General features: G+C 73.7%; 27 protein-coding genes. 14 read left to right on the top strand and 13 right to left on the bottom strand.

The window, feature by feature from the left end; genetic code table 11:
- Positions 1 to 82: 82 nt before the first annotated feature.
- Complete coding sequence (locus tag G5C62_RS11265) at positions 83 to 937, bottom strand: aldo/keto reductase (RefSeq protein ID WP_164701025.1); 855 nt, start codon at positions 935 to 937, stop codon at positions 83 to 85.
- Positions 938 to 1,155: 218 nt separating this feature from the next.
- Here G5C62_RS11265 and G5C62_RS11260 point away from each other — a divergent pair, with 218 nt between their 5' ends.
- Positions 1,156 to 2,388, top strand: a complete 1,233-nt coding sequence (locus G5C62_RS11260) for a CynX/NimT family MFS transporter (RefSeq protein ID WP_206330593.1) — start codon at positions 1,156 to 1,158, stop codon at positions 2,386 to 2,388.
- Positions 2,381 to 2,980 (top strand): histidine phosphatase family protein, encoded by a 600-nt coding sequence (locus tag G5C62_RS11255; protein ID WP_164701024.1) that lies wholly within the window; start codon positions 2,381 to 2,383, stop codon positions 2,978 to 2,980. The genes G5C62_RS11260 and G5C62_RS11255 overlap by 8 nt, the downstream gene beginning before the upstream one ends.
- A 49-nt stretch (positions 2,981 to 3,029) precedes the next feature.
- Here G5C62_RS11255 and G5C62_RS11250 read toward each other — a convergent pair whose 3' ends face one another.
- A complete protein-coding gene (locus G5C62_RS11250; RefSeq protein WP_206330592.1) occupies positions 3,030 to 3,911 on the bottom strand; it encodes an IS982 family transposase in 882 nt (293 codons plus the stop codon).
- Between the two features lie 231 nt (positions 3,912 to 4,142).
- On the opposite strand from G5C62_RS11250, the gene G5C62_RS11245 reads away from it, so the two are divergent.
- Positions 4,143 to 4,481, top strand: a complete 339-nt coding sequence (locus tag G5C62_RS11245; RefSeq protein WP_164701023.1) for a TfoX/Sxy family protein — start codon at positions 4,143 to 4,145, stop codon at positions 4,479 to 4,481.
- Positions 4,482 to 4,550: 69 nt separating this feature from the next.
- Here G5C62_RS11245 and G5C62_RS11240 read toward each other — a convergent pair whose 3' ends face one another.
- Positions 4,551 to 5,711 (bottom strand): Mrp/NBP35 family ATP-binding protein, encoded by a 1,161-nt coding sequence (locus G5C62_RS11240; RefSeq protein WP_164701022.1) that lies wholly within the window; start codon positions 5,709 to 5,711, stop codon positions 4,551 to 4,553.
- 292 nt (positions 5,712 to 6,003) lie between these two features.
- Between G5C62_RS11240 and G5C62_RS11235 the strand changes: the two genes are divergently transcribed.
- The 3 genes from G5C62_RS11235 to G5C62_RS11225 are packed head-to-tail and all read left to right on the top strand — an operon-like array spanning position 6,004 to position 8,605.
- Positions 6,004 to 7,533, top strand: coding sequence for an esterase (locus G5C62_RS11235; RefSeq protein ID WP_164701021.1), 1,530 nt, complete (start codon positions 6,004 to 6,006; stop codon positions 7,531 to 7,533).
- 50 nt (positions 7,534 to 7,583) lie between these two features.
- Positions 7,584 to 8,291, top strand: a complete 708-nt coding sequence (locus G5C62_RS11230) for an AzlC family ABC transporter permease (RefSeq protein ID WP_036337549.1) — start codon at positions 7,584 to 7,586, stop codon at positions 8,289 to 8,291.
- Complete coding sequence (locus G5C62_RS11225; protein WP_036337551.1) at positions 8,288 to 8,605, top strand: AzlD domain-containing protein; 318 nt, start codon at positions 8,288 to 8,290, stop codon at positions 8,603 to 8,605. Before G5C62_RS11230 ends, G5C62_RS11225 begins: the two co-directional genes overlap by 4 nt.
- A gap of 54 nt (positions 8,606 to 8,659) precedes the next feature.
- Here the strand turns inward: G5C62_RS11225 and G5C62_RS11220 are convergent, their stop codons facing one another.
- The 4 genes from G5C62_RS11220 to G5C62_RS11205 are packed head-to-tail and all read right to left on the bottom strand — an operon-like array spanning position 8,660 to position 12,150.
- A complete protein-coding gene (locus G5C62_RS11220; RefSeq protein ID WP_036337554.1) occupies positions 8,660 to 9,061 on the bottom strand; it encodes a universal stress protein in 402 nt (133 codons plus the stop codon).
- Entirely contained in the window at positions 9,058 to 10,599 is a 1,542-nt protein-coding gene (locus G5C62_RS11215) for a tripartite tricarboxylate transporter permease (protein WP_206330591.1), read from the bottom strand. The genes G5C62_RS11220 and G5C62_RS11215 overlap by 4 nt, the downstream gene beginning before the upstream one ends.
- Positions 10,592 to 11,134 carry a tripartite tricarboxylate transporter TctB family protein gene (locus G5C62_RS11210; RefSeq protein WP_164701020.1) on the bottom strand — a complete coding sequence of 181 codons (543 nt, stop codon included), beginning with the start codon at positions 11,132 to 11,134 and terminating at the stop codon, positions 10,592 to 10,594. Before G5C62_RS11210 ends, G5C62_RS11215 begins: the two co-directional genes overlap by 8 nt.
- Complete coding sequence (locus tag G5C62_RS11205; protein ID WP_164701019.1) at positions 11,131 to 12,150, bottom strand: tripartite tricarboxylate transporter substrate binding protein; 1,020 nt, start codon at positions 12,148 to 12,150, stop codon at positions 11,131 to 11,133. The genes G5C62_RS11210 and G5C62_RS11205 overlap by 4 nt, the downstream gene beginning before the upstream one ends.
- A gap of 155 nt (positions 12,151 to 12,305) precedes the next feature.
- Between G5C62_RS11205 and G5C62_RS11200 the strand changes: the two genes are divergently transcribed.
- Entirely contained in the window at positions 12,306 to 13,898 is a 1,593-nt protein-coding gene (locus tag G5C62_RS11200) for a sensor histidine kinase (RefSeq protein WP_206330590.1), read from the top strand.
- A complete protein-coding gene (locus G5C62_RS11195) occupies positions 13,895 to 14,614 on the top strand; it encodes a response regulator (RefSeq protein WP_241175832.1) in 720 nt (239 codons plus the stop codon). Before G5C62_RS11200 ends, G5C62_RS11195 begins: the two co-directional genes overlap by 4 nt.
- Positions 14,615 to 14,665: 51 nt before the next feature.
- Here G5C62_RS11195 and G5C62_RS11190 read toward each other — a convergent pair whose 3' ends face one another.
- Complete coding sequence (locus G5C62_RS11190) at positions 14,666 to 14,836, bottom strand: hypothetical protein (protein WP_164701018.1); 171 nt, start codon at positions 14,834 to 14,836, stop codon at positions 14,666 to 14,668.
- A gap of 105 nt (positions 14,837 to 14,941) precedes the next feature.
- Between G5C62_RS11190 and G5C62_RS11185 the strand changes: the two genes are divergently transcribed.
- A complete protein-coding gene (locus tag G5C62_RS11185) occupies positions 14,942 to 15,550 on the top strand; it encodes a DUF6518 family protein (protein ID WP_164701017.1) in 609 nt (202 codons plus the stop codon).
- Positions 15,551 to 15,554: 4 nt separating this feature from the next.
- Positions 15,555 to 16,052: an AAA family ATPase gene (locus G5C62_RS11180; RefSeq protein ID WP_164701016.1), complete on the top strand. Its 498-nt coding sequence runs from the start codon at positions 15,555 to 15,557 to the stop codon at positions 16,050 to 16,052.
- Positions 16,053 to 16,055: 3 nt separating this feature from the next.
- Here the strand turns inward: G5C62_RS11180 and G5C62_RS11175 are convergent, their stop codons facing one another.
- Positions 16,056 to 16,598: a DUF1003 domain-containing protein gene (locus G5C62_RS11175; protein WP_164701015.1), complete on the bottom strand. Its 543-nt coding sequence runs from the start codon at positions 16,596 to 16,598 to the stop codon at positions 16,056 to 16,058.
- On the bottom strand, positions 16,591 to 17,829 hold the full coding sequence (locus G5C62_RS11170; protein ID WP_164701014.1) for a magnesium transporter MgtE N-terminal domain-containing protein: 1,239 nt from the start codon (positions 17,827 to 17,829) through the stop codon (positions 16,591 to 16,593). The genes G5C62_RS11175 and G5C62_RS11170 overlap by 8 nt, the downstream gene beginning before the upstream one ends.
- 92 nt (positions 17,830 to 17,921) lie before the next feature.
- Here G5C62_RS11170 and G5C62_RS11165 point away from each other — a divergent pair, with 92 nt between their 5' ends.
- Together G5C62_RS11165 and G5C62_RS11160 are read left to right on the top strand one after the other, a co-directional pair.
- Positions 17,922 to 18,803, top strand: a complete 882-nt coding sequence (locus tag G5C62_RS11165) for a PhzF family phenazine biosynthesis protein (protein WP_164701013.1) — start codon at positions 17,922 to 17,924, stop codon at positions 18,801 to 18,803.
- Positions 18,800 to 19,768, top strand: a complete 969-nt coding sequence (locus G5C62_RS11160; RefSeq protein ID WP_241175831.1) for a DMT family transporter — start codon at positions 18,800 to 18,802, stop codon at positions 19,766 to 19,768. The genes G5C62_RS11165 and G5C62_RS11160 overlap by 4 nt, the downstream gene beginning before the upstream one ends.
- A 117-nt stretch (positions 19,769 to 19,885) precedes the next feature.
- Here G5C62_RS11160 and G5C62_RS11155 read toward each other — a convergent pair whose 3' ends face one another.
- Positions 19,886 to 20,401: a GNAT family N-acetyltransferase gene (locus G5C62_RS11155; RefSeq protein WP_164701012.1), complete on the bottom strand. Its 516-nt coding sequence runs from the start codon at positions 20,399 to 20,401 to the stop codon at positions 19,886 to 19,888.
- Positions 20,402 to 20,588: 187 nt separating this feature from the next.
- Here G5C62_RS11155 and G5C62_RS11150 point away from each other — a divergent pair, with 187 nt between their 5' ends.
- On the top strand, positions 20,589 to 21,542 hold the full coding sequence (locus tag G5C62_RS11150; protein ID WP_164701011.1) for a CoA ester lyase: 954 nt from the start codon (positions 20,589 to 20,591) through the stop codon (positions 21,540 to 21,542).
- An 83-nt stretch (positions 21,543 to 21,625) separates the two neighbouring features.
- Here G5C62_RS11150 and G5C62_RS11145 read toward each other — a convergent pair whose 3' ends face one another.
- The gene (locus G5C62_RS11145) at positions 21,626 to 22,024 is read right to left on the bottom strand and encodes a DUF4190 domain-containing protein (RefSeq protein ID WP_164701010.1); all 399 of its coding nucleotides are present in this window, start codon (positions 22,022 to 22,024) and stop codon (positions 21,626 to 21,628) included.
- A gap of 16 nt (positions 22,025 to 22,040) precedes the next feature.
- The gene (locus G5C62_RS11140) at positions 22,041 to 22,757 is read right to left on the bottom strand and encodes a hypothetical protein (RefSeq protein ID WP_164701009.1); all 717 of its coding nucleotides are present in this window, start codon (positions 22,755 to 22,757) and stop codon (positions 22,041 to 22,043) included.
- 121 nt (positions 22,758 to 22,878) lie between these two features.
- On the opposite strand from G5C62_RS11140, the gene G5C62_RS11135 reads away from it, so the two are divergent.
- On the top strand, positions 22,879 to 23,828 hold a 950-nt coding region (locus G5C62_RS11135; protein WP_164701008.1), incomplete at its 3' end, for an acyl-CoA dehydrogenase family protein.

Genomic DNA, 23,828 nt, shown 5'->3' with positions numbered 1-23,828 from the left:
CGCACAGCGCGACCGGGGGTCCACGGCCCCGTCCAGAGGCTCGCCCCGAGCGTGCGAGGGGTGAGGAGGACGGGGTCCTTCGTCAGGCCAGGGCGTCCAGGCGGGCCATCTCGTCGGCGGAGAGGGTGAGCTGGGCCGCGCCGAGGTTCTCGGTCAGGTGGTCGACCGACGTGGTGCCCGGGATCGGCAGGATCACCGGGGACTTCTGCAGCAGCCAGGCCAGCGCGACCTGCGACGGGGTGGCGCCGAGCTCCTCCGCCACCGCCGCGACCGGGCTGTCGGGCTTGGCCAGGTCGCCGGTGGCGATCGGGAACCACGGGATGAAGGCGATGCCCTCGGCCTCGGCGTACTCCAGCACGTCCTGGGACTGCCGGTTGGTCAGGTTGTACAGGTTCTGCACGCTGACGATCTCGGTGATCTCGCGAGCCTGCTCCAGCTCGTCGACGGAGACCTCGGAGACGCCGATGTGGCGCACCTTGCCCTGCTCCTTGAGGTCGGCGAAGGCGCCGAGCTGGTCGGCCAGCGGCACCTGGGGGTCGATCCGGTGCAGCTGGATGAGGTCGATCCGGTCGACCTTGAGGTTGCGCAGCGAGAGCTCGACCTGCTGGGTGAGGTACTCGGGGCGACCACAGACGGGCCACACGCCGGGGCCGGTGCGGGTCAGGCCCGCCTTGGTGCCGATGACCAGCCCGTCGGGGTACGGGAACGCGGCCTCGGCGATGATCTGCTCGCTGACCTGCGGACCGTAGGAGTCGGCGGTGTCGATGAAGTCGACCCCCGCCTCGACCGCGGCCCGCACGACCTCGATGGCGCCCGGGCGGTCGGCCGGCTGGTCCCAGACGCCGGGTCCGGTCAGCTGCATGGCGCCGTAGCCGAGGCGGTGGACGGTCAGGTCCCCACCGAGGTCGAAGGTGAGCGGGGTGGTGGCGGTGGTCATGGGTCCTCCTGCGCATCGGGTGTCCGGCGCCCGCGGCCGTGCCGGCGGGTCCTGTTGTGCACAAGGTGTCCCGTTGGCCGACCCTTCCCGACTCCGTGGACTGTGACCGGCGCCACCTGCCGTCCCCCGCCATCGACCGGCACCGACCGCTGGAGGAAGGTGGACCGGTGCAACGAGGTGGCCTGGCGCGATCCAAAGGGCGGGCCGGGGCGACCGCCGTGCCGCTCCTCCTGCTGGCCGGGGTGGTGCTGGTCGCACTGAACCTGCGCGGGCCGCTGGTGGCGATCGCCCCCGTGATCGACGCCATGCGGGCCGACCTGGGGGTCTCCACCGGCACGATCGGGCTGCTGACCAGCATCCCGGTGCTCTGCTTCGGACTGGCCGCCCCGCTGGCGTCGCTGCTCATCGCCCGCACCGGGGTCCACCGCGCGGTCGTCGTCTCGATGGCCGGGGTGCTCGCCGGCACGCTGCTGCGCTCGCTGGGCAGCCCCACCGCCGCGATCGCGGGCACCGTCGTCATCGGCCTGGCCATCACCGTCGGCAACGTCGTCGTCCCGGTCGTCATCGGCCGCGACTTCCCCGGCGCCACCAACGTGGTCACCGCCGCCTACACGGCGGCGCTCAACATCGGCTCCACGCTCACCTCCGCCCTCACCGCCCCACTCGCCGACCTGGTCGGCTGGCAGGTCGCGCTGGCCGCCTGGGGGCTCCTGGTCGTCGTCGCCGCCACCGTCTGGACCGCCGCACTGCGCCAGCAGGTCGCCCGCACCGCCGCGGCCGAGGCGGCGGGCACCGCGCCGCCTCCGCCGGCACCGGTCGCGCCCGGCCGCTCGGTCTGGCGGCAGCCGGCGGCCTGGGGCCTCACGCTCGCCTTCGCCGGCCAGGCGTTCAGCTACTACGGGGCGACCGCGTGGCTGCCCACCCTGCTGGCCGACGTGAACGGGATGACCCGGGCGGCGGCCGGGGCCAGCTCCGCGCTGTTCCAGGTGTTCGCCGTGGTCGGCGCCTTCGCCGTCCCGGCGCTGGTGGCCTGGTGGAAGCGCCCGTCCATGGTGCTGCTGGCGGTCACCGTCGTCTGGGCGGCGCTGCCGCTGGGGCTGCTGACCGCCCCGTCGCTGTGGGCCCTGTGGTGCTCGCTGGCCGGGATTGCCCAGGGCGGCGGCATCACCGTCGTCTTCATCGCGATCGTCCGCCGGTCCCGGGACCTGACCGAGAACCGCCGTCTCTCGGCGATGGTGCAGGGTGGCGGTTACGTCGTGGCCGCGACCGGCCCCCTGGTGATCGGCACCGTGCACGAGGCGAGCGGTGGTTGGAGCGCGCCGCTGCTGGTCATCCTGGGGTCAGTGGTCGTCATGGCCGTGGCCGGCACGGCGTCCGCCGGTGGCCGGACCGAGGCAGCAACCGAGGCGGGACCGGTACCGGTCCCCGCAGGGGAGGAACGTCGTGGGTGAGCTGGTGGTCGTCCGGCACGGGCAGACCGAGTGGAGCGCGAGCGGGCAGCACACCGGCCTGACCGACCTGCCGCTGTTGCCGCACGGCGAGGACGACGGCCGACGGCTGCGCCCGGTGCTCGGACAGCGGGAGATCACGCACGCCTTCGTCAGCCCGCTGGTCCGGGCCCGGCACACCGCCGAGCTCGCCGGGCTGTTCGAGGGCGGCATCGACGCCCAGCTGGAGCCGGACCTCGTCGAGGTCGACTACGGCGGCTGGGAGGGGCTGACGACGCCGGAGATCAGCGAGCGGGTCGGCCGCTCCTGGTCCCTGTGGCACGACGGCACGGTCCCCGGCGAGACCCCGGGCGAGACGCTGGCGCAGGTGGCCGAACGGGTCGACCGGGTGCTGGAGAAGGCCCGCCCGCTGCTGGCCGACGGGGACGTCGCCCTCGTGGCGCACGGCCACGTGCTGCGGGTCCTGGCCGCCCGCTGGATCGGCTTCGGCCCGGAGCAGGGCGCACTGCTCCCCCTCGCCACGGGCCGGTACGGCACGCTCGGGTTCGACCACGAGTGGCAGGCACTGACCGGCTGGAACACCGGCTGCCCCTAGATGAGCTATTCCAAGGGTCAGTGGTCGTAGGCGATTAGTGATCTTGGTGTTAGTGCGCCGATGTGGTCGTTGTGCCAGATGACGACGGTGAGTGCCAGGACTCGCTGGAGGACACGGACCCAGACCCCGGCTGGGGTGTGGCCGCCGTGTTGTTCCAGGTCGAGTTGGCCTTTGAAGGTGTCGTTGATCGACTCGATGATCTGGCGTAGTGGCTTGAAGAACGCGGTGCCCGGGCGGGGGACTCCCCGGCGCGGGCAGGGCGCAGCAGGGTGATGCCGGCGGCGGCCAGGTCAGCTTCGAAGGCCCGGCCGTAGTAGTTCTTGTCCGCGATCACCGTCTGCCCGCGGCGGCCGGCGGCCAGTGCCGGATCGGCATCGAGGATGCCCAACAGCACCTCGCGCTCATCGGCCTTGGCGCCGGCCAGGGCGAAGCCGACGGGCAGGCCGTGCAGGGTGCACAGCAGGTGCAGCCGCAGGCCCCAGAACCAGCGGGAGTGGCTGGCGCAGTAGCCGTACTCGGCCCAGCCGGCCAGCTCCGAGTGGTGCACCGTGGTCCGGGAGCGGGCGCACTCCACCGGCGTGGAGTCGGCCACCCACACGTCATCGGCCCACAGGCTGGTGTCGCGGGCCAGCATGCCGATCAGCCAGCGCAGCGTGTTCGCCAGCGCGCGCAGCCGCTTGTTGTAGCCGGGCTGTTGGGGCAGGTAGGGGAACAAGTGGTGCAGCTCGGCGTGGGCGTAGCGCAGCCAGCGGGCCTCGCTGGTGCGGCTCAGCAGCGCCTGCATCACCGCCAAGGTGGCCAACTCGGCGTCGGTCAATCGCGGGGCGATCCCGACTCGCGGGCGGGCCGGCGCATGCTCGGGAAAGGTCTTCAGCAGGTCGTCGGTGCGTACATAGAGTGCGGTGGCGAGGGTGTCCAGATCGGCGTCCACGAGGACCTCCGAGGTTCGACGTTGGGTTCCAGCGCCGAGCCTGGGCACCCTCGCCCCGCACCTGGTCACACCACGCCGAGCCCACTCACCAGACGTTCCCGCGGGAACGCGGTCAAGACGCACGGCTTGCCAACGTTCCCCCGGGAACGCCATCGAAGGCGCCTACCCCTTGGAATAGGTCATCTAGGCCGCGTCTCCGGACTCTGCAACTCGACAGGGAGGAGCCGGTGGATGGCTCACGACGCTGAGCTCGCGGACCGCGTCCGCACTGCGCTGTCGGACCGGGACGTCCGTGAGGTGACGATGTTCGGCGGCCTGGCGTTCATGGTCGACGAGAAGATGGTGGTCTCCGTCTCGGGCGGCGGAGGCGCACTGCTCGTGCGCGTGTCCCGCAGTCGCGATGCCGAGTACCTGGAGGCGCGCGGCGCCCGCCGGGCAGAGATGGGCACGGGCCGGTCGATGGGCGAGGGGTGGATCACCGTCGCCGAGGAGGCGCTCACGGAGGACGAGGACCTGCAGTTCTGGGTCGACGCCGCCCTGGAGCACCACGCCGAGGCAGCGGGGCGCTGACCGCACACGTCCGACGACAGAGGCCGGTCACCCCGCGTGGGGTGACCGGCCTCTGTCGTGCGGGGGTGGCTACCGCTTGACCGGGGTCAGCCCCAGCGACATGCCGGACAGCCCGCGCTGGCGGACGGCGAGGGCGTCGGCGATCGCGGACAGCGACTGCGCGGCGGGGGCGTCGGGCTGGGCGAGCACGATCGGTGCCCCGGCGTCCCCGGCCTCGCGGAGCCGGGTGTCCAGCGGGATCTGGCCCAGCAGCGGCACCCGCGCACCGAGGGTCTTGGTGAGCGCGTCGGAGACGGCCTGGCCGCCGCCGGAACCGAAGACGTCCATCCGGGAGCCGTCGGGCAGCTCCAGCCAGGACATGTTCTCCACGACGCCGACGACCTGCTGGTGGGTCTGGGTGGCGATCGCACCGGCCCGCTCGGCCACCTCGGCGGCGGCGAGCTGCGGCGTCGTCACGACCAGGATCTCGGCGTTCGGCACCAGCTGGGCCACCGAGATCGCCACGTCACCGGTGCCGGGCGGGAGGTCCATCAGCAGCACGTCCAGGTCGCCCCACCACACGTCGGCGAGGAACTGCTGCAGCGCTCGGTGCAGCATCGGCCCGCGCCAGACCACCGGGGTGTTGCCCGGGGTGAACATGCCGATCGAGATGACCTTCACGCCGTAGGACTGCGGCGGCATGATCATGTTGTCGACCTGGGTCGGCTTGTCGTCCACGCCGAGCATCCGGGGCACCGAGTGGCCGTAGATGTCGGCGTCCACGACGCCCACCGACAGGCCCTTCTTCGCCAGCGCGGCGGCCAGGTTCACGGTGACGCTGGACTTGCCGACGCCGCCCTTGCCCGAGGCGACCGCGTAGACCCGGGTCAGCGAGCCGGGCTGGGCGAAGGGGATGACCGGCTCGGCGGTGTCGCTGCCGCGGACGGTCTTGCGCAGCTCGGTGCGCTGCTCGTCGCTCATGACGTCCAGGCCGACCTGGACGGAGGTGACGCCGGGGACCGCGGAGACGGCCTGGGTGACGCGGTTGGTGATGGTCTCGCGCATCGGGCAGCCGGCGACGGTCAGGTAGACCTCGATGCGCACCGCGCCCGGGTCGCCGCCGACGCCGATCTGCACGTCCTTGACCATGCCCAGCTCGGGCAGCGGACGGTTGATCTCGGGGTCCTGGACGGTCGCCAGCGCCGCGTTCACGGCGTCCAGCTCCGGGGATCCGGTCAGCGTGTCGGACATGCGCGTTGTGTCTCCTTCGACGGGGAGCCTGCGGATTCCGGGCCCCTGCGGGGGCCCGCGCGCCGGCGAGCCCCACTGTACGGCGGCTGATCGACCCGCCCCGGGCCAGCGGGTGTGAACCGGCCGACCCCGGACCTGCGGGGGCGACGGCCGGTGGCGGCTGACGGCCGCCCGGCGCGCCCGGCACGACCCGCCGGTGCCCGAGGGTCACCAGATGACAGCGCTGCGGTGTCTGGTCATGATGAGGCGCCCAGTGGCGCAGCTCACAGTCGAGCAGTCGGGAGACGTCCTCATGACCCAGTTCCAGCACCGCTCCACCCGGCTCTGTGCGGTCACCGCCGCTGCGACCCTCCTGGTCGGCGGGTGGGCCGGCACCGCCGGTGCCACGGACGACCGACGCGGGCCCGAGGGCCCGGTCGCCCCGGGGTTCCAGGAGGTCCAGCAGTCGCCGTCGCTGCCGGCGGTGCCCGCCCGGGACATCGAGTGGACGGTCGCCGACCCGGCCTTCGACTACGACCCCGCCACGGGGCAGCCGGGTGAGGCCTTCACCCCGCTGCTGGACGCGGAGGGCCAGCCGCGGACCCGGGTCCTGACCGGCGTGGAGAAGGGCGCCGGCTACCGGATCGAGGTGCCCACCGAGGGCTGGAACGGGGACGTGGTGTTCTGGGAGCACGGCTACCGCGGCACCGGGACGGTGCTCTGGGTGGACAGCCCCTCCTTCGAGCTGCGCCAGGCCTACATCGACGCGGGCTACGCCTGGGCGGCGTCGTCCTACTCCGCCAACCGGTACGACATCCGGGCGGGGGTCACCTCGACGGAACGGCTGGCCCGGCTCTTCGACCGGCTCGTCGCCCCGGCCGACGACCGCTACCTGCAGGGGGTGTCCATGGGCGGCCACATCATCGGTGCCCTGGTGGAGCGGCAGCGGGTGGACTGGGCCGGCGCCGCGCCCATGTGCGGGGTCATGGGGGACCTGGCCCAGTTCGACATCCGACTGGACTACAACCTGGTGGCGCAGACGCTGGCCGAGGTCGACGCGTACCCGGTGACCTCGACCGAGGACTACCAGGCTGCGATCGCCGAGATCAAGGCGACCCTGGGGCTGCCCACCTCGCCCACCGGGCCCAACCCCGAGCTGACCGAGCGGGGGGAGACCTTCCGGGACGTCGTGATCGACCTGACCGGCGGCCCCAGGCCGGGTGACGAGGCCGCCTTCACCTACTGGGAGGGGCTGACCTTCAACCTGGGCCGGTTCGCCGACGACCCGACCGGGACGCTGGGTGGGCTCACCGCCGGCTCGGTGGCCGAGAACGCCGACCGGCTGTACCCGACCACCTTCACCTTCCCGGACGGCTCGACGCTGAACTCCCGGATCGAGCGGGTCGAGGCGGCGCCGGGCACCCGCGAGGAGACCGGGAAGGCGCCGATCATCCAGCTGGACGCCGACTTCTCCGTCCCGGTCCTGTCGGTGCACACCATCGGTGACATGTTCGTGCCGTTCGAGCACCAGCGGATCTACGCCGCCGAGGCCGCGATCCAGGGCACCGGCGGGCTGCTGGTGCAGCGGACGGTCCGGTCGGTCGGGCACTGCGAGTTCAGCCCGGAGGAGGCCGCACAGACCTTCACCGACCTGGTGACCTGGGTCGAGTCCCTCGAGGCGGGCGGCCCGGTGGTGCGCCCGGCAGGGGAGGACGTGCTGAACCGGAACGCGGTGGCCGAGGCGGACCTCGGGTGCGCGTTCACGGTGCCGCAGACCGGCGGCACCCGGGACCTCTTCCCGGCCTGCCCGGTGGCCGAGGAGCCGGTGGACGCCGGCTCCTGACCGCCGTGCCCGCGGCGCCGGCCGACCCGGGGTCCGCCTAGGGTCGGCTCGTGCCGTCCTCCGCCCGCACCGCCACTCTCCGGGACGCCGTCGGGCTGGGCGTGGCGGTGGGGCTGTACGGGGTCGCCTTCGGTGCGGCGGCGGCCGGGGCCGGGCTGGACACCTGGCAGGCGGTGGCGACGTCGGCGCTGATGTTCACCGGCGCCTCCCAGTTCGCGATGATCGGCGTGCTCGGTGCCGGCGGGGGAGCGTTCTCCGCCGTGGGCAGCGCCCTGCTGCTCGGCACCCGCAACACCGTCTACGGCGTCCGGCTGGCCCCGATGCTGGCGCCGCAGGGCTGGCTGCGCCGGGCCGGGGCGGCGCACTGGGTGATCGACGAGACGACGGCGATGGCGGTCGCCGCACCGGACCGGGAACTGGGCCGGCTGGCGTTCTGGGTCACCGGCGCGACCATCTACCTGGGCTGGAACGTCACGACGCTGGTCGGGTCGCTGGGGGCCGCGGCGCTGGGCGAGACGGCGCAGGCCGCGCTGGACGCCGTCGTGCCCGCGGCCTTCCTGGCGTTGCTGTGGCCCCGGTTGCAGCGCTCGGCGCGCGAGCCGGGCGTGCAGCGGCGGGTGGCCCTGGGCGGCGCGGTCGTCGCGCTGGCGCTCACCCCGTTCGTGCCGGCCGGGGTGCAGGTGGTGCTCGCCGTGGTCGCGGTGGCGCTGGCCGGCCGGCCGCGGACGACGACGTCCCCGCGGGAGGCAGCCGCGTGAGCACCGGGACGCTGTGGGCGGTGGTGCTGGTCGGCTCGCTGGGCTGCTACCTGCTGAAGCTGGCCGGGCTCTCGGTGCCGGCGGCCTGGGTGGAGCGGCCGTGGGTGACCCGGGTGGTGGAGTTCGTGCCGGCGGCGCTGCTGGCCGCGCTGGTCGCCGTCCAGGCCGCGACCTCGGGGCCGGACCTGGTCGTCGACGGGCGGCTGGTCGGGCTCGCCGTGGCCGCGGTGGCACTGGCCCTGCGGGCACCGTTCATCGTCGTCCTGGTGCTGGCCGGTGCAGCCGGTGCGCTGGTGCACGTCGTCACCGGTTGACCGGACCGGTGGGGGTCGCCGTCCCGCGCCGTGGGGACGGCGACCCTCACCGGGTCAGCCGGCCGACGGGGCCTTGACCGACAGCACCGGGCACTCGGCCTCCAGCAGGATGCGCTGGGCGTCGCTGCCGAAGACGAGCTTGCCGGTGGGCGACCGCCGGCGGATGCCGATCACGATGAGCGAGGCACCCAGCCGCGCTGCCGTCGCCACCACCTCGTCCGCCCCGCTCTGGCCGCCGACGTGCTGCTCGAGCTCGAAGGTCAGGCCGGTCTCCTCGAGCAGGCCGCGGACCTCGGCGAGGTCCTCGGGACTGGCGTACGAGGGGTCGACGTAGGCGTCCCCGCGCGAGGTGTTCAGCACGTGGAGCTGCTCCCCGCGCAGGTCCGCCTCCTCCACCGCCGCCCGCAGGGCAGCGCGGCCCTCCGGCTTGGGCACGTAGCCCACCACGATCGTCACGACGAACTCCTCTCGGACTCGGCAGGCGTGGCGACCACGGCGGCCAGCTCTGCCTCGGTACGGGCTTGGCGGCGGCGGAGCCACCAGCCCAGGAACAGGAAGACCACGAGGGCCGCGTACACGACCGCCGCGAAGGGACTGGTGACCAGGACCGTGGGGTCGCCCTGGCTGATGGCCAGGGCGCGGCGGAGCTGCTCCTCGACGATGGGGCCGAGGATCAGCCCGACCACCGCCGGCGCGATCGGGAAGCCGAAGTTCCGCATCGCCCAGCCCAGCAGGCCGAGGAGGAACAGCAGGACCAGGTCCTCGGTCGAGGCGCCGACGGAGTAGCTGCCCAGCGCGGCGAAGGTGAGGATGCCGGCGTACAGGTAGGGCCGGGGGATCTGCAGCAGCTTCACCCAGATGCCCACCAACGGCAGGTTCAGCACCAGCAGCAGGACGTTGCCGATGTAGAGGCTGGCGATCAGGGCCCAGATCAGCGCCGACTCGTCCTGGAACAGCAGCGGCCCCGGCTGGATCCCGTAGCTCTGGAAGGCGGAGATGAGGATCGCCGCCGTCGCCGAGGTGGGGAGGCCGAGGGTGAGCAGGGGCACCAGGACCCCGGCCGCCGAGGCGTTGTTGGCCGCCTCCGGGCCGGCGACGCCCTCGATGGCGCCCTTGCCGAACTCCTCGCGGTGCTTGGAGAGCTTCCGCTCCGCCGAGTAGGACAGGAAGGTCCCGACCTCTGCACCGCCGGCGGGCAGGGTGCCGATCGGGAAGCCGATGGCAGTGCCGCGCAGCCACGGCTTCCACGAGCGGCGCCAGTCGTCCTTCGTCATCCAGCCCTTGCCCGCCGGCACCAGGGGGATGGGGCCGCGGCGCATCCGGGAGGCGACGTAGAGCGCCTCCCCGACGGCGAAGACCCCGACCGCCACGACGACGACGTCGATGCCGTCGGCGAGCGCGGGCAGCCCGAGGGTGAACCGCTGCTGCCCGGTGAGCGTGTCCGTGCCGACCAGGCCGAGGAACAGCCCGATCCCGAGCGAGGCGATGCCCCGGGGCGGGCTGGAGCCCAGCACCGCGGCCACCGTCAGGAAGGCGAGCACCAGCAGGGCGACGTAGTCCGCCGGGCCGAGCTGGACCGCCAGGCGCGCGATCGTCGGCGCCACCAGGGTCAGCGCCACGGTGGCGATCGTCCCGGCCACGAAGGAGCCGATGGCCGCGGTGGCCAGTGCGGCCGAACCCCGGCCGGCCTTGGCCATCCGGTTGCCCTCCAGCGCGGTGATGATGGAGGAGGACTCACCGGGGGCGTTGAGCAGGATGGACGTGGTCGACCCGCCGTACATGCCGCCGTAGTAGATGCCGGCGAACATGATGAAGGCCGCGGTGGGCTCCAGCGAGTAGGTCAGCGGCAGGAGCAGCGCCAAGGTCATCGCCGGGCCGATGCCGGGCAGGACGCCGACGGCGGTGCCCAACGTGACGCCGATCAGCGCGTAGAGCAGGTACATCGGCTGCAGAGCGGTGGCGAACCCGTCGAGCAGCGCGCCGAAGTCACCCAAGGAAGCTCACTCCCTCCAGCGGTCCGGCCGGCAGGTACAGGTCCAGCAGCTGGGTGAACAGGACCTGGGTGGTGAAGGCGAGCACGGCCCCCACGAGCACGGGCCGCCACCAGGGACGGGCGCCCAGCGACCAGGCGGCGCCGCCGAAGAGCACGGTCGCCGCGATGGGCCAGCCGAGGGGTTCCACCAGGACGACGAGGGCGGCGAAGGACCCGGTCAGCTTGAGCACGGTGGCCCAGTCGGTGGTGGCCGACGGATCGACGTCCTCGCCCTCCTCGGCCGCGCCACCGTGCCCGCGGGCCAGGTCGACGAAGAGCGCGAGGGAGGTGAGCACCAGCAGCACCCCGACCGCGTACGGGAAGGCCTGCGGGCCCACGGTGTTCACCGAGCTGGGCGCGACGATGGTGCTGGCGTCGACCAGGGTGAAGACCCCCAGCGCGAGCAGCCCCACGGGGAAGGCAGCCTCTGCCCAGGACCACGCCCGCCCCGGCGTACCGGTGCGGGCGTGGTCCTCAGCGGCTGCAGACGAACTCACTCCACCAGCCCGATGTCCTGCAGGACACCGCGCACCCGCTGCTGCTCCTCCTCGAGGAAGGCGTCGAACTCGTCGCCGGACAGGTAGGTGTCCTCCCAGCCGTTGAGCTCCAGCCGCTCCTGCCAGGCGTCGGACTGCACGGCCTCGTCGACGAGGTCGATCAGCTTCTGCCGGGCCTCGGGGGACAGGTCCGGCGGTCCGACGACCCCGCGCCAGTTGCTGAGCTCGACGTCCAGCCCCGCCTCGGTCAGCGTGGGTGCGTCGATGCCCTCGACCCGCTCGGCACCGGAGACGGCCAGCGCACGCAGCTCGCCGGCCTCGATCTGCTCGGCGTACTCGGAGACACCCGAGATGCCGGCCGAGACCTGGCTGCCCAGCAGCGCGGCCAGGGACTCCCCGCCGCCGGAGTAGGCCACGTAGTTCAGGTTCTCGATCGGCACGTCCCCGGCCTGGGCGATCAGCCCGGCCAGGATGTGGTCGGTCCCGCCGGCCGAGCCGCCGGCGATCGACACCGACCGGCCGTTGGCCTTCATGTCGTCGACCAGGTCCTGGACGTCCTGGTACGGCGAGTCCGCGGGGACGACGACGACCTCGTCCTCGGCCGTGAGCCGCGCGATCGGGGTGGTGTCCTCCAGCGTGGCCTGGGACTGGTTGGTCTCGATGGCGCCCAGCATCACCAGGCCCATCACCATCAGGAACTCCTCGCTGCGCTCGTTGGCGAGCTCGGCCAGGCCCACGGTGCCGCCGGCACCGCCGACGTTGGTGACCTGGGTGCTCCCGGCGAGCTCGGCCTCCTCGATGGAGGCGGCCAGCGCACGGGCGGTCGAGTCCCAGCCGCCGCCGGGATCGGCCGGCGCCATCATCTCCAGGCGGTCGACCGCAGCCTCCGCGCCGGCCTCGCCGCCACCGGAGTCGCTGCAGCCGGTGAGCAGGCCCAGCAGTGCCGCGCCGGCCGCAGCGGTCAGCTGCCAGGGACGGGCAGCAGACCGTGGTCGTGCGCTGAGGGTCAGGGACATCGGGTGGACCTCCTCGTCCGCCGGGCCGGGATCGGCTCGGGTTCTGTTCGGACGCTAGGAAGGCCGCAGGCTGGTGGGAACGTCACGGTCGTACTGGTTGTTTCGGTCTTTGTGGTCGCCGCCACATCCAGGGGCGGCGAGCGCACACTGAACCGGTGCGCCGCCGGACCATGACCCTCGGGGTCCAACTGCTCCTGTTGCAGGTGGGCATCGTGCTGGCCACCGTGTTGCTGGCGGGCGCGGTGGCCGTGCAGCACCAGCAGGAGCAGATCCGCGACGCCTACCGCCAGCAGGTGCTCACCGTCGCCACGAGCACGGCCCGGCTGCCCAGCGTCGTCGACGCGTACGGCACCCTCGATCCCGGCGCCGTCCTGCAGCCACTGGCCGAGCTGCTCCGGGAGGCCTCCGGGGTGACCTTCGTCGTCCTCACCGACGCCGACGGGATCCGCTATTCCCACCCCGACCCCGACCGGATCGGCGAACCGGTGTCCACCGACCCGAGCCCCACGCTGGCCGGCGAGGTGTTCGTCGGCACCGAGCAGGGGACGCTGGGCGAGTCGCTGCGCGCCAAGGTGCCGGTCCGCGACGGCTCCGGACAGGTGATCGGCGCGGCCTCGGTGGGCATCCTGGAGGCCCAGCTCGCCGCCGAGTTCCGGCAGGAGGCGCCGGTGCTGGTCGCCTGGCTGGGTGGCGCCGCACTGCTGGGGTCGCTCGCGTCGTGGTTCGTCGTCCGGCTCGTCCGCCGGCGGATCTTCGGCCTGGAGCCGGAGGAGATCGCGCGGCTGCTGGAGACCCGGGAGGCGATGGTGCACGGCATCCGCGAGGGCCTGGTCGCCGTCGACGACCGCGGGCGGGTGGTCCTGGTCAACGACGAGGCCTCTCGACTGCTCGGCCTGGGCGGCGACGTGGTGGGCCGCCCCGCCGCCGAGGTCCTGGACGCGGCGATGCTGCCGCTGGTCGGCGGTGAGCGAGCGGTGACCGACGAACTGGTGCTCGCCGGGGAGCGGCTGCTGGTCGCGAACCGGACCCCCGCGGTCGTCGGCGGCCGCCGGGTCGCCGAGGTGCTCACCCTGCGCGACCGCACCGAGCTGTCCAGCGCCCTGCGTGAACTGGACGGCCAGCGCAACCTGACCAACACCCTCCGCGCCCAGGCCCACGAGTTCAGCAACAAGCTGCACGTGATCCAGGGGCTGATCGAGCTCGGCCGGGAGTCCGACGCGGTGGCCTTCATCGACCGGGCCGGGGGTGGTCAGCTGCTCGACGGCCGGTCGCTGGCCGCCGTGGCCGACCCGGCGGTGACCGCGCTGGTGCTCGCCAAGTCGGCGGTCGCCCACGAGCGGGGCATCGCGCTGACCCTCGCGCCCGGGAGCTCCCTGACGGCCGGGAGCGGGGACGACGTGGTGACCGTGCTCGGCAACCTGCTGGACAACGCGATGGACGCCACCGGGAACGGCGGGACGGTCATGGTCCACCTCGGCTCGCAGCCCGACGGCGGGCTCGTCGTGCGGGTGGACGACGACGGACCGGGCGTGGCCGAGGCGGACCGGACCCGGGTCTTCGACGTCGGGGTCACGACCAAGCGGCCGGCCGACGCCGATCACGGCCGCGGCATCGGCCTGGCGCTGGTGGCGAGGATCGCGGCCCGTCGTGGCGGCTCGGCCACGGTCACCGCCGCACCCCTGGGCGGAGCCCGGGTCGAGGTGCACCTGGGCGCCCCCTCCCCGGCGATGGCCGAGGCGGCGCCGTGACCGGCGGAGGCGCGGTGCGGGTGCTGGTCGTGGACGACGACTTCGCCGTGGCGGCGGTGCACCGCGGCTACGTCGAGTCCGTGCCCGGCCTGGAGGTGGTGGGCGAGGTGCACCGGGGCGTCGAGGCGCTGCAGGCCGTCCAGGTGCTCGCCCCCGACCTGGTGCTGCTGGACATCCACCTGCCGGACCTCTCCGGCGTCGAGGTGCTGCGGCGGCTCCGGTCGCTGGCCGGCCCCCAGCCCGACGTCATCGTCATCACCGCCGCGCGGGAGGTGGAGACGGTCCGGGCGGCGATGACCACCGGCGTCGTCGACTACCTGGTCAAGCCCTTCTCCCTGGCCGCCTTCCGGGAACGGCTGGAGGCCTACCGGGCGCACCGGGTGGAGGTCCTGCGCCGTACCGCCGAGCCGGGGCGGGGGTTGCAGCAGAGCGACGTCGACCGGCTCTTCTCGACTCGACGGCGGGTCAGCGAACCGCTCGCGGCGACCCCGCTCCCCAAGGGGCTCTCGCCCCGGACGTTGGAGTTCGTCGCCCGGACGCTCGCCAGCAGCCCCGCCGACGACCTGTCCGCCGGTGAGGTCGGGCAGCGCTGCGGCCTGGCGCGGGTCAGCGCCCGGCGGTACCTGGAACACCTGGAGCGGTCGGGGCTGGCCGCCGTCCGGCCCCGGTACGGAGCCGCCGGGCGTCCGGAGAACGGGTACCGCTGGACCGGCTGACGGACGCCGTCGTCCCCGAGGGGGGACGACGGCGGTCCGGGTGCCGGCGGGTCAGTGCGCCAGCGGCAGCTGGGCCTGCTCCTCGGCCAGCCGCTCCGCGCCGCTGGTGGTCTTCAGCGGCTTCTCCTTGATGAAGAGCACGACCAGGAGGGCGAGGGCGGCCAGCGGGGTGGCGATCAGGAACAGCTCGGCGGTGGCGTTGCCGTAGGCGTCCTGCACCACGCGGGCGACCTCCGGCGGCAGGCTGGCTCGGTCGGTGTGCAGCGCGTCACCGCGGTGCGGCGCGGCGGACGCAGGAGGGCGGACGGCGGCGGCACGATCGGTGCCGTGACGGCGACGATCGAGGCACCGGCCCGTCGGCGGGCACCCCTGGCGCTGGCCCTGCTCGCCGGGGTGCTGACCGGCGTCGCGGCGAAGGCGGGTGACGAGTCGGGCTGGCGATGGGCCGCCGACCTGGGCAGCTACCCGGCCGCCTGGGTGCTGGTGGTCGCGCTGATCGGCTGGTCGGCGCCCTCGCCGGCGGCCGCCGCGCTCCGCTCCGGGGTGTTCTTCGCGGCGATGACGGTGGCCTACTACGCGTGGGCCGCGCTGGTCCTGGACTTCGGCTGGGCCGTCCGGCTGCTGGTCGCCTGGCTGGTGCTGTCGGCCACCGCGGTGCCGGCCACCGCTGTGGCGGCGCACGTGGCGACCCGGGGATCGGGGTGGCTGCCGGGAGCCCTGCTGGCGATGGCCGCCGGCATCACCCTGGGCGGTGGTGCGCTGGCCGACGCCGGTGACCACCCGGTGCAGGCGGTGGTCGACGTCGTCGTCGCCCTCGTGCTCGTCGTCGTCCTGGCCCGGGACCTGCGCACCCGGCTGGAGGCCGCGGCGCTGACGCTCCCGCTCACCGGGGTGGCCGCGGTGCTCCTCGATCTGCTGCGCGACCTGCTGGGCTGAGCGGGTGCTCATCGTGGTCGGCGGGCTGCCCGGGGTCGGCAAGACGACGGTCGCCCGAGAAGTGGCCGGCGCGCTGGGCGCGGCCCACCTGCGGGTCGACGCCTTCGAGGTCGCCCTGCTCCGGCAGGGCCTGGTGCCCACCGCGGCCGAGGTCGGCGCGCACGGCTACGACCTGGCGCTGGCCGCCGCCGACACCTGCCTGACCGCCGGCACCCACGTGCTGGTCGACGCGGTCTTCGACGTCGCCGCCGCCCGCCGGCCGTTCCGCGACCTGGCCCCCCGGCACGACGTCCCGGTGCACTGGGTGCGGCTGATCTGCACCGACCGGGCCGAGCACCGGCGCCGGGTCGAAGAGCGTCCCGCCGACCTCTCCGGCCACGTCGTCCCGACCTGGGAGCAGGTGCGGGCCCGGCGGGTCGACCAGTGGCACGAGCGGCACACCGTGGTCGACACCGCCACCGGCGACCCGGCCGCCGCCGTGCTCGCCGCGCTGCGCCGCTGACGGTCAGCCGGTGGGCTCGGCCGCGGCCTCCCGGCGCTTCTTCTTCTTCTTGCGCTCGGCGGCCTCGTCGTCGGGGTCCTCGGGCACCAGCCGGTTCAGCTCCCCGCGGATGAAGTCGCGGGTGGCCAGCTCGCCGACCGACACCCGCAGCGACGCCAGCTCCCGGGCCAGGTACTCGGTGTCGGCGCGGGTCTGCGCCGCGCGGTTGCGGTCCTCCTCGGCCTGGATCCGGTCGCGGTCGGCCTGCCGGTTCTGCGCGAGCAGGATCAGCGGTGCGGCGTAAGCGGCCTGGGTGGAGAAGGCCAGGTTCAGCAGGATGAACGGGTAGGGGTCCCAGCGCAGGTCGACCGCGACCACGTTCAGCGCGATCCAGACGATCACGAGGATCGTCTGCACCGCCAGGAACCGGCCGGTGCCCAGGAACCGGGCGATCCCCTCGGCGAACCGGCCGACCGCGTCGGGGTCCAGCCGCAGGAAGCTGCCGATGCCCCGGGCGGTGCGTGGCTGGTCCAGCCGCAGGTCGGCGCGCCGCTCGGCCTCAGCCACGCCGGGACCTCTCGCGCCAGTCCTCGGGCAGCAGGTGGTCCAGGACGTCGTCGACGCTGACCGCCCCCACCAGCCGGCCCTGCGGGTCGACCACCGGCGCGGCCACCAGGTTGTAGGTGGCGAAGTAGCGGGTGACCTCGGTCAGCGGCGTCTCCGGGCGGAGCGGCTCCAGGTCGTCGAGCACCCCGCTGACCAGGCCGGACGGCGGTTCGCGCAGCAGTCGCTGGATGTGCGCCAGCCCCAGGTACCGCCCGGTCGGCGTGGCCGAGGGCGGCCGGCAGACGTACACCTGGCTGGCCAGCGCCGGGGACAGCTCGGGGGTGCGGACCCGGGCCAGCGCCTCGGCGATCGTCGCGTCGGGGGCGAGGATCACCGGCTCGCTGGTCATCATCCCGCCGGCGGTGTCCTCGGAGTACTTCAGCAGCTGGCGCACCGGTTCGGCCTCGTCCGGCTCCATCAGCTCGAGCAGCCGGTCCCGGTCGAGGGTGGAGAGCTCGGCCAGCAGGTCGGCGGCGTCGTCGGGGTCCATCTCCTCCAGGACGTCGGCGGCCCGCCGTTCCTTCAGGGTGCCCAGGATGGTGATCTGGTCGGCCTCGGGCAGCTCGCCGAGCACGTCGGCGAGCCGGGGGTCGTCCATCGCCTCGGCGACCTCGTGCCGCCGCTTGATCGGCAGCTCCTGGAGGGCGTGCGCCGCGTCGGCGGCGTTGAGCTCGCGGTAGGTGGCGATCAGCGTCTCGGCGCTCTGCCCGGTCTCGGGCAGGCCGAGCCCGCTGACCTCGTCCCACGCCAGCTGGTGCAGCTGCCCGCGGCGGCCGAGCCGGCCCGGCTCCTGGACGGCGAGGCGGGAGACGACCCAGTCACCGGTCCGGGTCTGCTCGATGGCGGCGTCGACGACGGCGGCCGGCCGGTCGGACTCCTGGATGGTCACCCGCCGGTCCAGCAGCTCGCCCAGCACGAGGGTCTCCCCGGCCCGCTGCTCGAAGCGCTTGAGGTTCACCGTGCCCGAGGAGAGCCGCACCGAGGCGGAGTCCACGCCGGTGACCCGGCCCATCGGGCAGAAGATCCGGCGCCGCGGCACCACCTCGACGATGAGCCCCAGCACGCGCGGCGCGGCGGTGCCGACCCGCAGCGCGACCAGCACGTCGCGGACCTTGCCGACCCGGTCGCCGTTGGGGTCGAAGACGGTCAGTCCGGCCACCCGGGACACGTAGGCCCTCGTCACCGTCGTCACTGGCCCTCCTCGGTGCTGCGTCGGTCCCGTGACCAGCGGATGCGGTGACATCGGCAACCCGGCCACCGAAGCGGAAGGCTACCGTCGCCCTCGTGGCGGCCCCGGGACCCGATCGACTCAGCTACGAGGTCGTGGACGTGTTCGCGCCCCGGCCCTACGCAGGGAACCCGCTGGCGGTGGTGTTCGACGCCGACGAGCTGACCACCGAGCAGTGCCAGGCGCTGGCCTTCGAGTTCCACCTCTCGGAGACCTCCTTCCTCTGCGCACCCACCGCCCCGGACGCCGACTACCGGGTGCGGATCTTCACGCCGTTCGCCGAGCTGCCCTTCGCCGGGCACCCCAGCGTCGGGGCCGCGCACACGCTGGTGCGCACCGGGCGGCTGCCGGCCGGCCGGGTGCGCCAGGAGTGCGGCGTCGGCGTCCTGGACCTGACCGTGGACGTCGCCGGGGCGACCCTCGGCGGCGGCCGGCCGACCTTGGACCCGGGGCCGGACCCCGCCGTCCTGGCCGCTGCGCTGGGGCTGTCCGCCGCGGACCTGGCCGACTCGCCGGTGCACGTGGCCGGCTGCGGCCTGCCCTTCGCGTACCTGGCGGTGCAGCCGGGTGCGGTCGACCGGGCGCGCCCGGACCAGGGCGCGCTGGACCTGCTCGGCGTGGGGGAGGGCGTCTCGGTGCTCAGCTGGGACGCCGGCACGGCCACCGCGTACGCCCGGGTGTTCGCCGGCGACCTGCGCTGGGGCGAGGACCCGGCCACCGGTTCGGCGGCGCTGGGCACGGGTGTCTGGCTGGCCGCGGCCGGCCTGGTGCCGTCGGACGGGACGGCGGAGTACACGGTCCGCCAGGGCGAGCAGCTCGGCCGCCCCTCCGTGCTGTCCTGCACGGTCACCACCGCCGGCGGTGCCGCCACCGCGGCCACCGTCGCGGGCACCGTGCTGCCGATCGCCAGCGGCACGATCCGGGTCCCGGCGCGGTGACCGATCCCGCCGCCCCGCCCCGGTCAGCGGCGCGCGCGGTGGGCGCCGCCGCCCCGCCGGTGTCGCCCTGGGCGGTGCACCGGCCGGGTGGCCGGGACGTCGCGCTGATGGCGGTGGCCGTCATCGGGGTGTCGTTCTCCGGCCCGCTCACCGCCATGGTCGCGACCTCGTTCCTGGCGATCGCCTTCTGGCGCAACGCCGCCGGTGCCGTCCTGCTGCTGCCGGTGCTGCTGCTGCGGGAGCGCGCGACGCTGACCGGCCTGCGACCCCGGCAGCTGGTCAGTTCCGTCGTCGCCGGGCTGTTCCTGGCCGCCCACTTCGCCGCCTGGCTGCCCAGCCTGTCGATGACGACGGTCGCCGCCTCCACCGCGCTGGTGACCACGACGCCGATCTGGACGGCGCTGGCCGCCCGCGTCTCCGGCGTCCACCTGCCCCGGCAGGTGTGGTGGGGGCTGGGCCTGGCGGTGTTCGGCGCCGCGTTGATCGCCGGGGTCGACGTCACGGTGTCCTGGACGGCGCTGGCCGGGGACGGGCTCGCGCTGCTGGGGGCGATCTGCGCCGGCGGCTACATGCTCGCCGGGGCCCGGGCGCGGGAGCGGCTGACCACCTCGGCCTACGCCGTCATCTGCTACTCGACCTGCGCGGCCGTCCTGGCCCTCGCCGCGCTGGTCGTCGGGGTGCCGCTGGCCGGGTTCAGCGCGCGGGACTGGTGGCTGATCGCGGCGATCACCGTCTGCGCGCAGCTGCTCGGGCACACGCTGCTGAACCTGGTGCTCTCCTCGGTGGGCCCGACGGTGGTCGGGCTGGCGGTGCTGCTGGAGGTGCCGGGCGCGTTGCTGGTCGCGCTGGTGCTGCTGCAGCAGGTGCCGCCGCTGCTGGCGCTGCCGGGGATGATCGCCGTCGTGATCGGGGTGGCCCTGGTGATCCGGGCCGGGCGCCCGACACCGGAGGCCGATCCGGTGTAGGACCGAGGCGTCGTTGATCATCGGCGAGCGGCTGCTCGACACGCCGATGGTGGCCGCCGTTCGCCGATGATCAACCGGAGGAGCGGGTCGTTCAGCGGACCCGAGCCGGTCCAGCTGTCAGTCGTGCAGCAGGACGAGGCCAGGGCGCCCGTTCGGCGCATCCGGACCGTGGCCGATCCGGCGCCAGCCGCGCTGCTCGTAGAGAGCCAGCGCAGGCGTGGGATCGTCGCGGGTCATCAGCCACGCACGCTCCCGGGTCTCGGCCAGCAGCGTGTCCAGCAGCGCCCCGCCGAGCCGCTGCCGACGGCGGCTCGGGTCGACGACCAGCAGGCAGACCGCGAAGCTGCCCTCCAGCAGGTCCGCCGCCACATCGAGGCGTGTGCGGAGCTGGCGTCCCCACGGGTCGGACTGCTCGGGCCAGTGCCACGGGTGGCCGTAGGCGAAACCGACCAGTCGCCCGTCCGCGCGCAGCGAGGTGGTGAGCAGGTCCGGTCGGGGGAGGAGCGCGCCGTACAGCGCCGCGAAGACTGCGGCGACCTCAGGTGGCTCACCCAGCGGTGCGCCCCGGGACGCTTCTCGGTACAGCTGCTCGACCTCTGCCGCCGCCGGTGCTCCCTCGCTTCCTTGCGTCACCAAGGGGCCCGGACCCACGGAACGACCGTAGCCGTCCGCGTGGCTCCGCCGCTGTTGACCATCGGCGAACGGCTGCTCGACACGCCGATGACGGCCGCCGTTCCACGATGATCACGCGGGGGGCGAGGAGTCGCGGAGCAGCGTCGCTACTCTCCGGTAACCAACGTCGACCAGCAGCGGAGGCACCGTGGCCGAGCTCCGATCCCGTCGTTCCAACCTCGCCGTCCCGGGCAGCAACCCCCGGTTCCTGGAGAAGGCCAAGAGCCTCCCCGCCGACCAGGTCTTCCTGGACCTCGAGGACGCCTGCGCTCCGCTGGCCAAGCCGGGCGCGCGGAAGAACATCGTCGCGGCGCTGAACGAGGGCGGCTGGGGCGAGAAGATCCGCACCGTCCGGGTCAACGACTGGACGACGGAGTGGACCTACCGCGACGTGGTCGAGGTCGTGGAGGGCGCCGGCGCCGAGCTCGACTGCATCATGCTGCCCAAGGTCGCCGACGCCGCCCAGGTGAAGGCGCTGGACCTGCTGCTCACCCAGATCGAGAAGAGCAACGGGCTCGAGGTCGGCCGGATCGGCATCGAGGCGCAGATCGAGACGGCGCAGGGCCTGATCAACGTCAACGACATCGCCTTCGCCAGCGACCGGATCGAGACGATCATCTTCGGCCCGGCCGACTTCATGGCCAGCATCAACATGAAGTCGCTCGTCGTGGGCGCCCTGCACCCCGACTACCCGGGCGACCCCTTCCACTACATCCTCATGCAGATCCTGATGGCCGCCCGCGCCCGCGGCGTGCAGGCCATCGACGGCCCCTTCCTGCAGGTGCGCGACGTGCCGGCGTTCGAGGAGGTGGCCAAGCGCTCGGCGGTGCTCGGCTTCGACGGCAAGTGGGTGCTGCACCCGGGGCAGATCGACGCGGCGAACGAGATCTACGCGCCGTCCCAGGAGGACTTCGACCACGCCGAGCTCATCCTCGACGCCTACGAGTGGGCGACGTCGGAGGCCGGCGGCAAGAAGGGCTCGGCGATGCTCGGCGACGAGATGATCGACGAGGCCAGCCGGAAGATGGCGCTGGTGATCGCCGGCAAGGGCCGCGCGGCCGGGATGTCCCGCACCTCGATCTTCACCCCGCCGGAGGGCTGACCCGTCTCTGCACTGGCTCGTGGACGGCCCCGTCCCGAGGCTCGCCCCGAGCTCGCGAGGGGTGAGGAGGACGGGGTCCTTCTTCAGGGGGCGAACGCGCCGTCGCTGATCGAGGCGAGCACCCAGATGTAGGCCACCAGCCCGATGACCATGAAGGTCGTGACGATGCCGCCGACGATCACGGCGACCACCGCCAGGCCGCCGCCTCTCTCGCCGGTCCGCCGGACCTGCCGGCCGGCCACCAGGCCGAGCACCAGGCCGACCGGGGCGAACACGAAGGCGGTGAACAGGGCCACGATCGCCAGCTGGTTGGTCGGCCGCTGCCAGCCGGGGCCGTAGGCAGTGCGGCCGTACCCGGGAGGGCCGTACCCCGGAGGCCCGTACGCGGGCGGTCCGGGAGGTCCGTACGCGGGGGGTCCGTACCCCGGCGGGGCGCCGTACGACGGCGGCGGGTCCCCGCGGTAGAAGTCGTCCTGGCTCACGGCGTCAGTGTGCCGGTCAGGCGCCGATGGCCGCGGCAGGCAACGCGGCGATGCGGGTGGCGATCGACCGGCCGGCGGCGGCGGTGACCTCCGGGTCCTCGCCGACCAGCACCGAGAGCACCTGCCCCCGCGCCTGGGCGAGGGTGACCTGGGTCGTGCCGTCGGCGAGGCGGTACTGGAAGACGACGCTGTTGGCGGCCAGGCCCTCCGCGCTCGGGCCCGGCTCGAACGTGTACTCCTCGGCCGGGCAGCCGCCGAACGCCTGGACCAGCTCCTGCACCGCGGTCGTCGCCGCGGCCGGGGTCGCGTAGGCGATCGCCTCCGACGACAGCTGCGCGGTGCCGGCGGGGTCCAGGCCCACCACCGGCTGCTTCGCCGTCCGCTGCGACTCGGAGGTGAACGGATAGCCGCAGATGCCGTCGAGGCTCGGGTTCCCCGCCAGGTCGGCGTCCGTGGGGACGGGGTTGGCCTGCACCGACCAGCCCTCCGGCAGGTCGGCGGCCCGCAGGGCGGTGGCCACGATCGCCTCGGCCGGGTCCTGCGCGGCGGCCGGGTCGGCTGCCGCCGCCGCTGCGGCGGCTGCGTCGGCCGGGGCGGGTTCCGCAGTGCCCTGGGCGGGTTCGGCGGTGCCCGGGGCGGCCGCACCGTCGTCGGCGTCCTCGGCTGTCCCGCACCCGGCCAGCGTCAGGAGGGCCACGGCGGCGGGGACGAGGAGGCGGCGACGGTGCTTCACCGCCGCGACGGTAACCGCCACAGCTGTGCGGCCGGGACGCCGGAGGACGGGGCCGGGCGTGCTCCATACTCGCGACGTACTCGCCAGTAACCGAGACACCGTCGTCCCGAGGAGTGTGCGCATGACCCGCCTGGCCCAGACCGCGGACCTGACCGACGTCCAGACCGAGATCCTGTCGACGGTCCGCAGCTTCGTGGACAAGGAGATCATCCCCAGGGCCCAGGAGCTGGAGCACGGGGACGTCTACCCGACCGAGATCGTCGAGGGCCTGGCGGAGATGGGGATCTTCGGGCTGACCATCCCCGAGGAGTTCGGCGGGCTGGGGGAGTCGCTGCTGACCTACGCCCTGGTCGCCGAGGAGATCGCGCGCGGCTGGATGAGCGTCTCCGGCGTCATCAACACGCACTTCATCGTGGCGCACCTGATCACCCAGCACGGCACCCCGGAACAGCAAGCCGAGTACCTCCCGCGGATGGCCACCGGCGACCTGCGCGGCGCGTTCTCGATGTCCGAGCCGGAGCTGGGCAGCGACGTCGCGGCGATCCGGACGAAGGCCACCCGCGACGGCGACGAGTACGTCGTCAACGGCTCGAAGATGTGGCTGACCAACGGCGAGAACGCCACCCTGGTCGCCTTCCTGGTCAAGACCGACGAGGGCAGCGACTCCCCGTACAAGAACATGACCACGTTCCTGGTGGAGAAGACCCCGGGCCTGGGTGAGCGACTGCCCGGGTTCTCCATCCCCGGCCGCATCGACAAGATGGGCTACAAGGGCATCGACACCACCGACGCCAGCTTCGACGGGTTCCGGATCGGCGCGGACAAGATCCTGGGCGGGCAGCCCGGCCGCGGTTTCTACCAGATGATGGACGGCGTCGAGGTCGGTCGGGTGAACGTCGCGGCCCGTGGCTGCGGGGTCGCGATCCGGGCCTTCGAGCTGGCCATCGAGTACGCCCAGCAGCGGGAGACCTTCGGCAAGCCGATCGCCCAGCACCAGGCCATCGCCTTCAAGCTCGCCGAGATGGGCACCAAGGTCGAGGCGGCCCACACGATGATGGTGCGCGCGGCCCG

Source organism: Modestobacter sp. KNN46-3 (assembly GCF_011039295.1).
The sequence above is the reverse complement of the archived record's forward strand: the minus strand, read 5'-3'. Positions and strand labels throughout refer to the sequence as shown.

Excerpts from the sequence above, each read along its gene's own strand:
- G5C62_RS11265 (WP_164701025.1), bottom strand. The coding sequence starts at position 937 with ATGACCACCGCCACCACCCCGCTCACCTTCGACCTCGGTGGGGACCTG.
- G5C62_RS11245 (WP_164701023.1), top strand. The coding sequence starts at position 4,143 with ATGGCTCACGACGCTGAGCTCGCGGACCGCGTCCGCACTGCGCTGTCG.
- G5C62_RS11240 (WP_164701022.1), bottom strand. The coding sequence starts at position 5,711 with ATGTCCGACACGCTGACCGGATCCCCGGAGCTGGACGCCGTGAACGCG.
- G5C62_RS11235 (WP_164701021.1), top strand. The coding sequence starts at position 6,004 with ATGACCCAGTTCCAGCACCGCTCCACCCGGCTCTGTGCGGTCACCGCC.
- G5C62_RS11205 (WP_164701019.1), bottom strand. The coding sequence starts at position 12,150 with ATGTCCCTGACCCTCAGCGCACGACCACGGTCTGCTGCCCGTCCCTGG.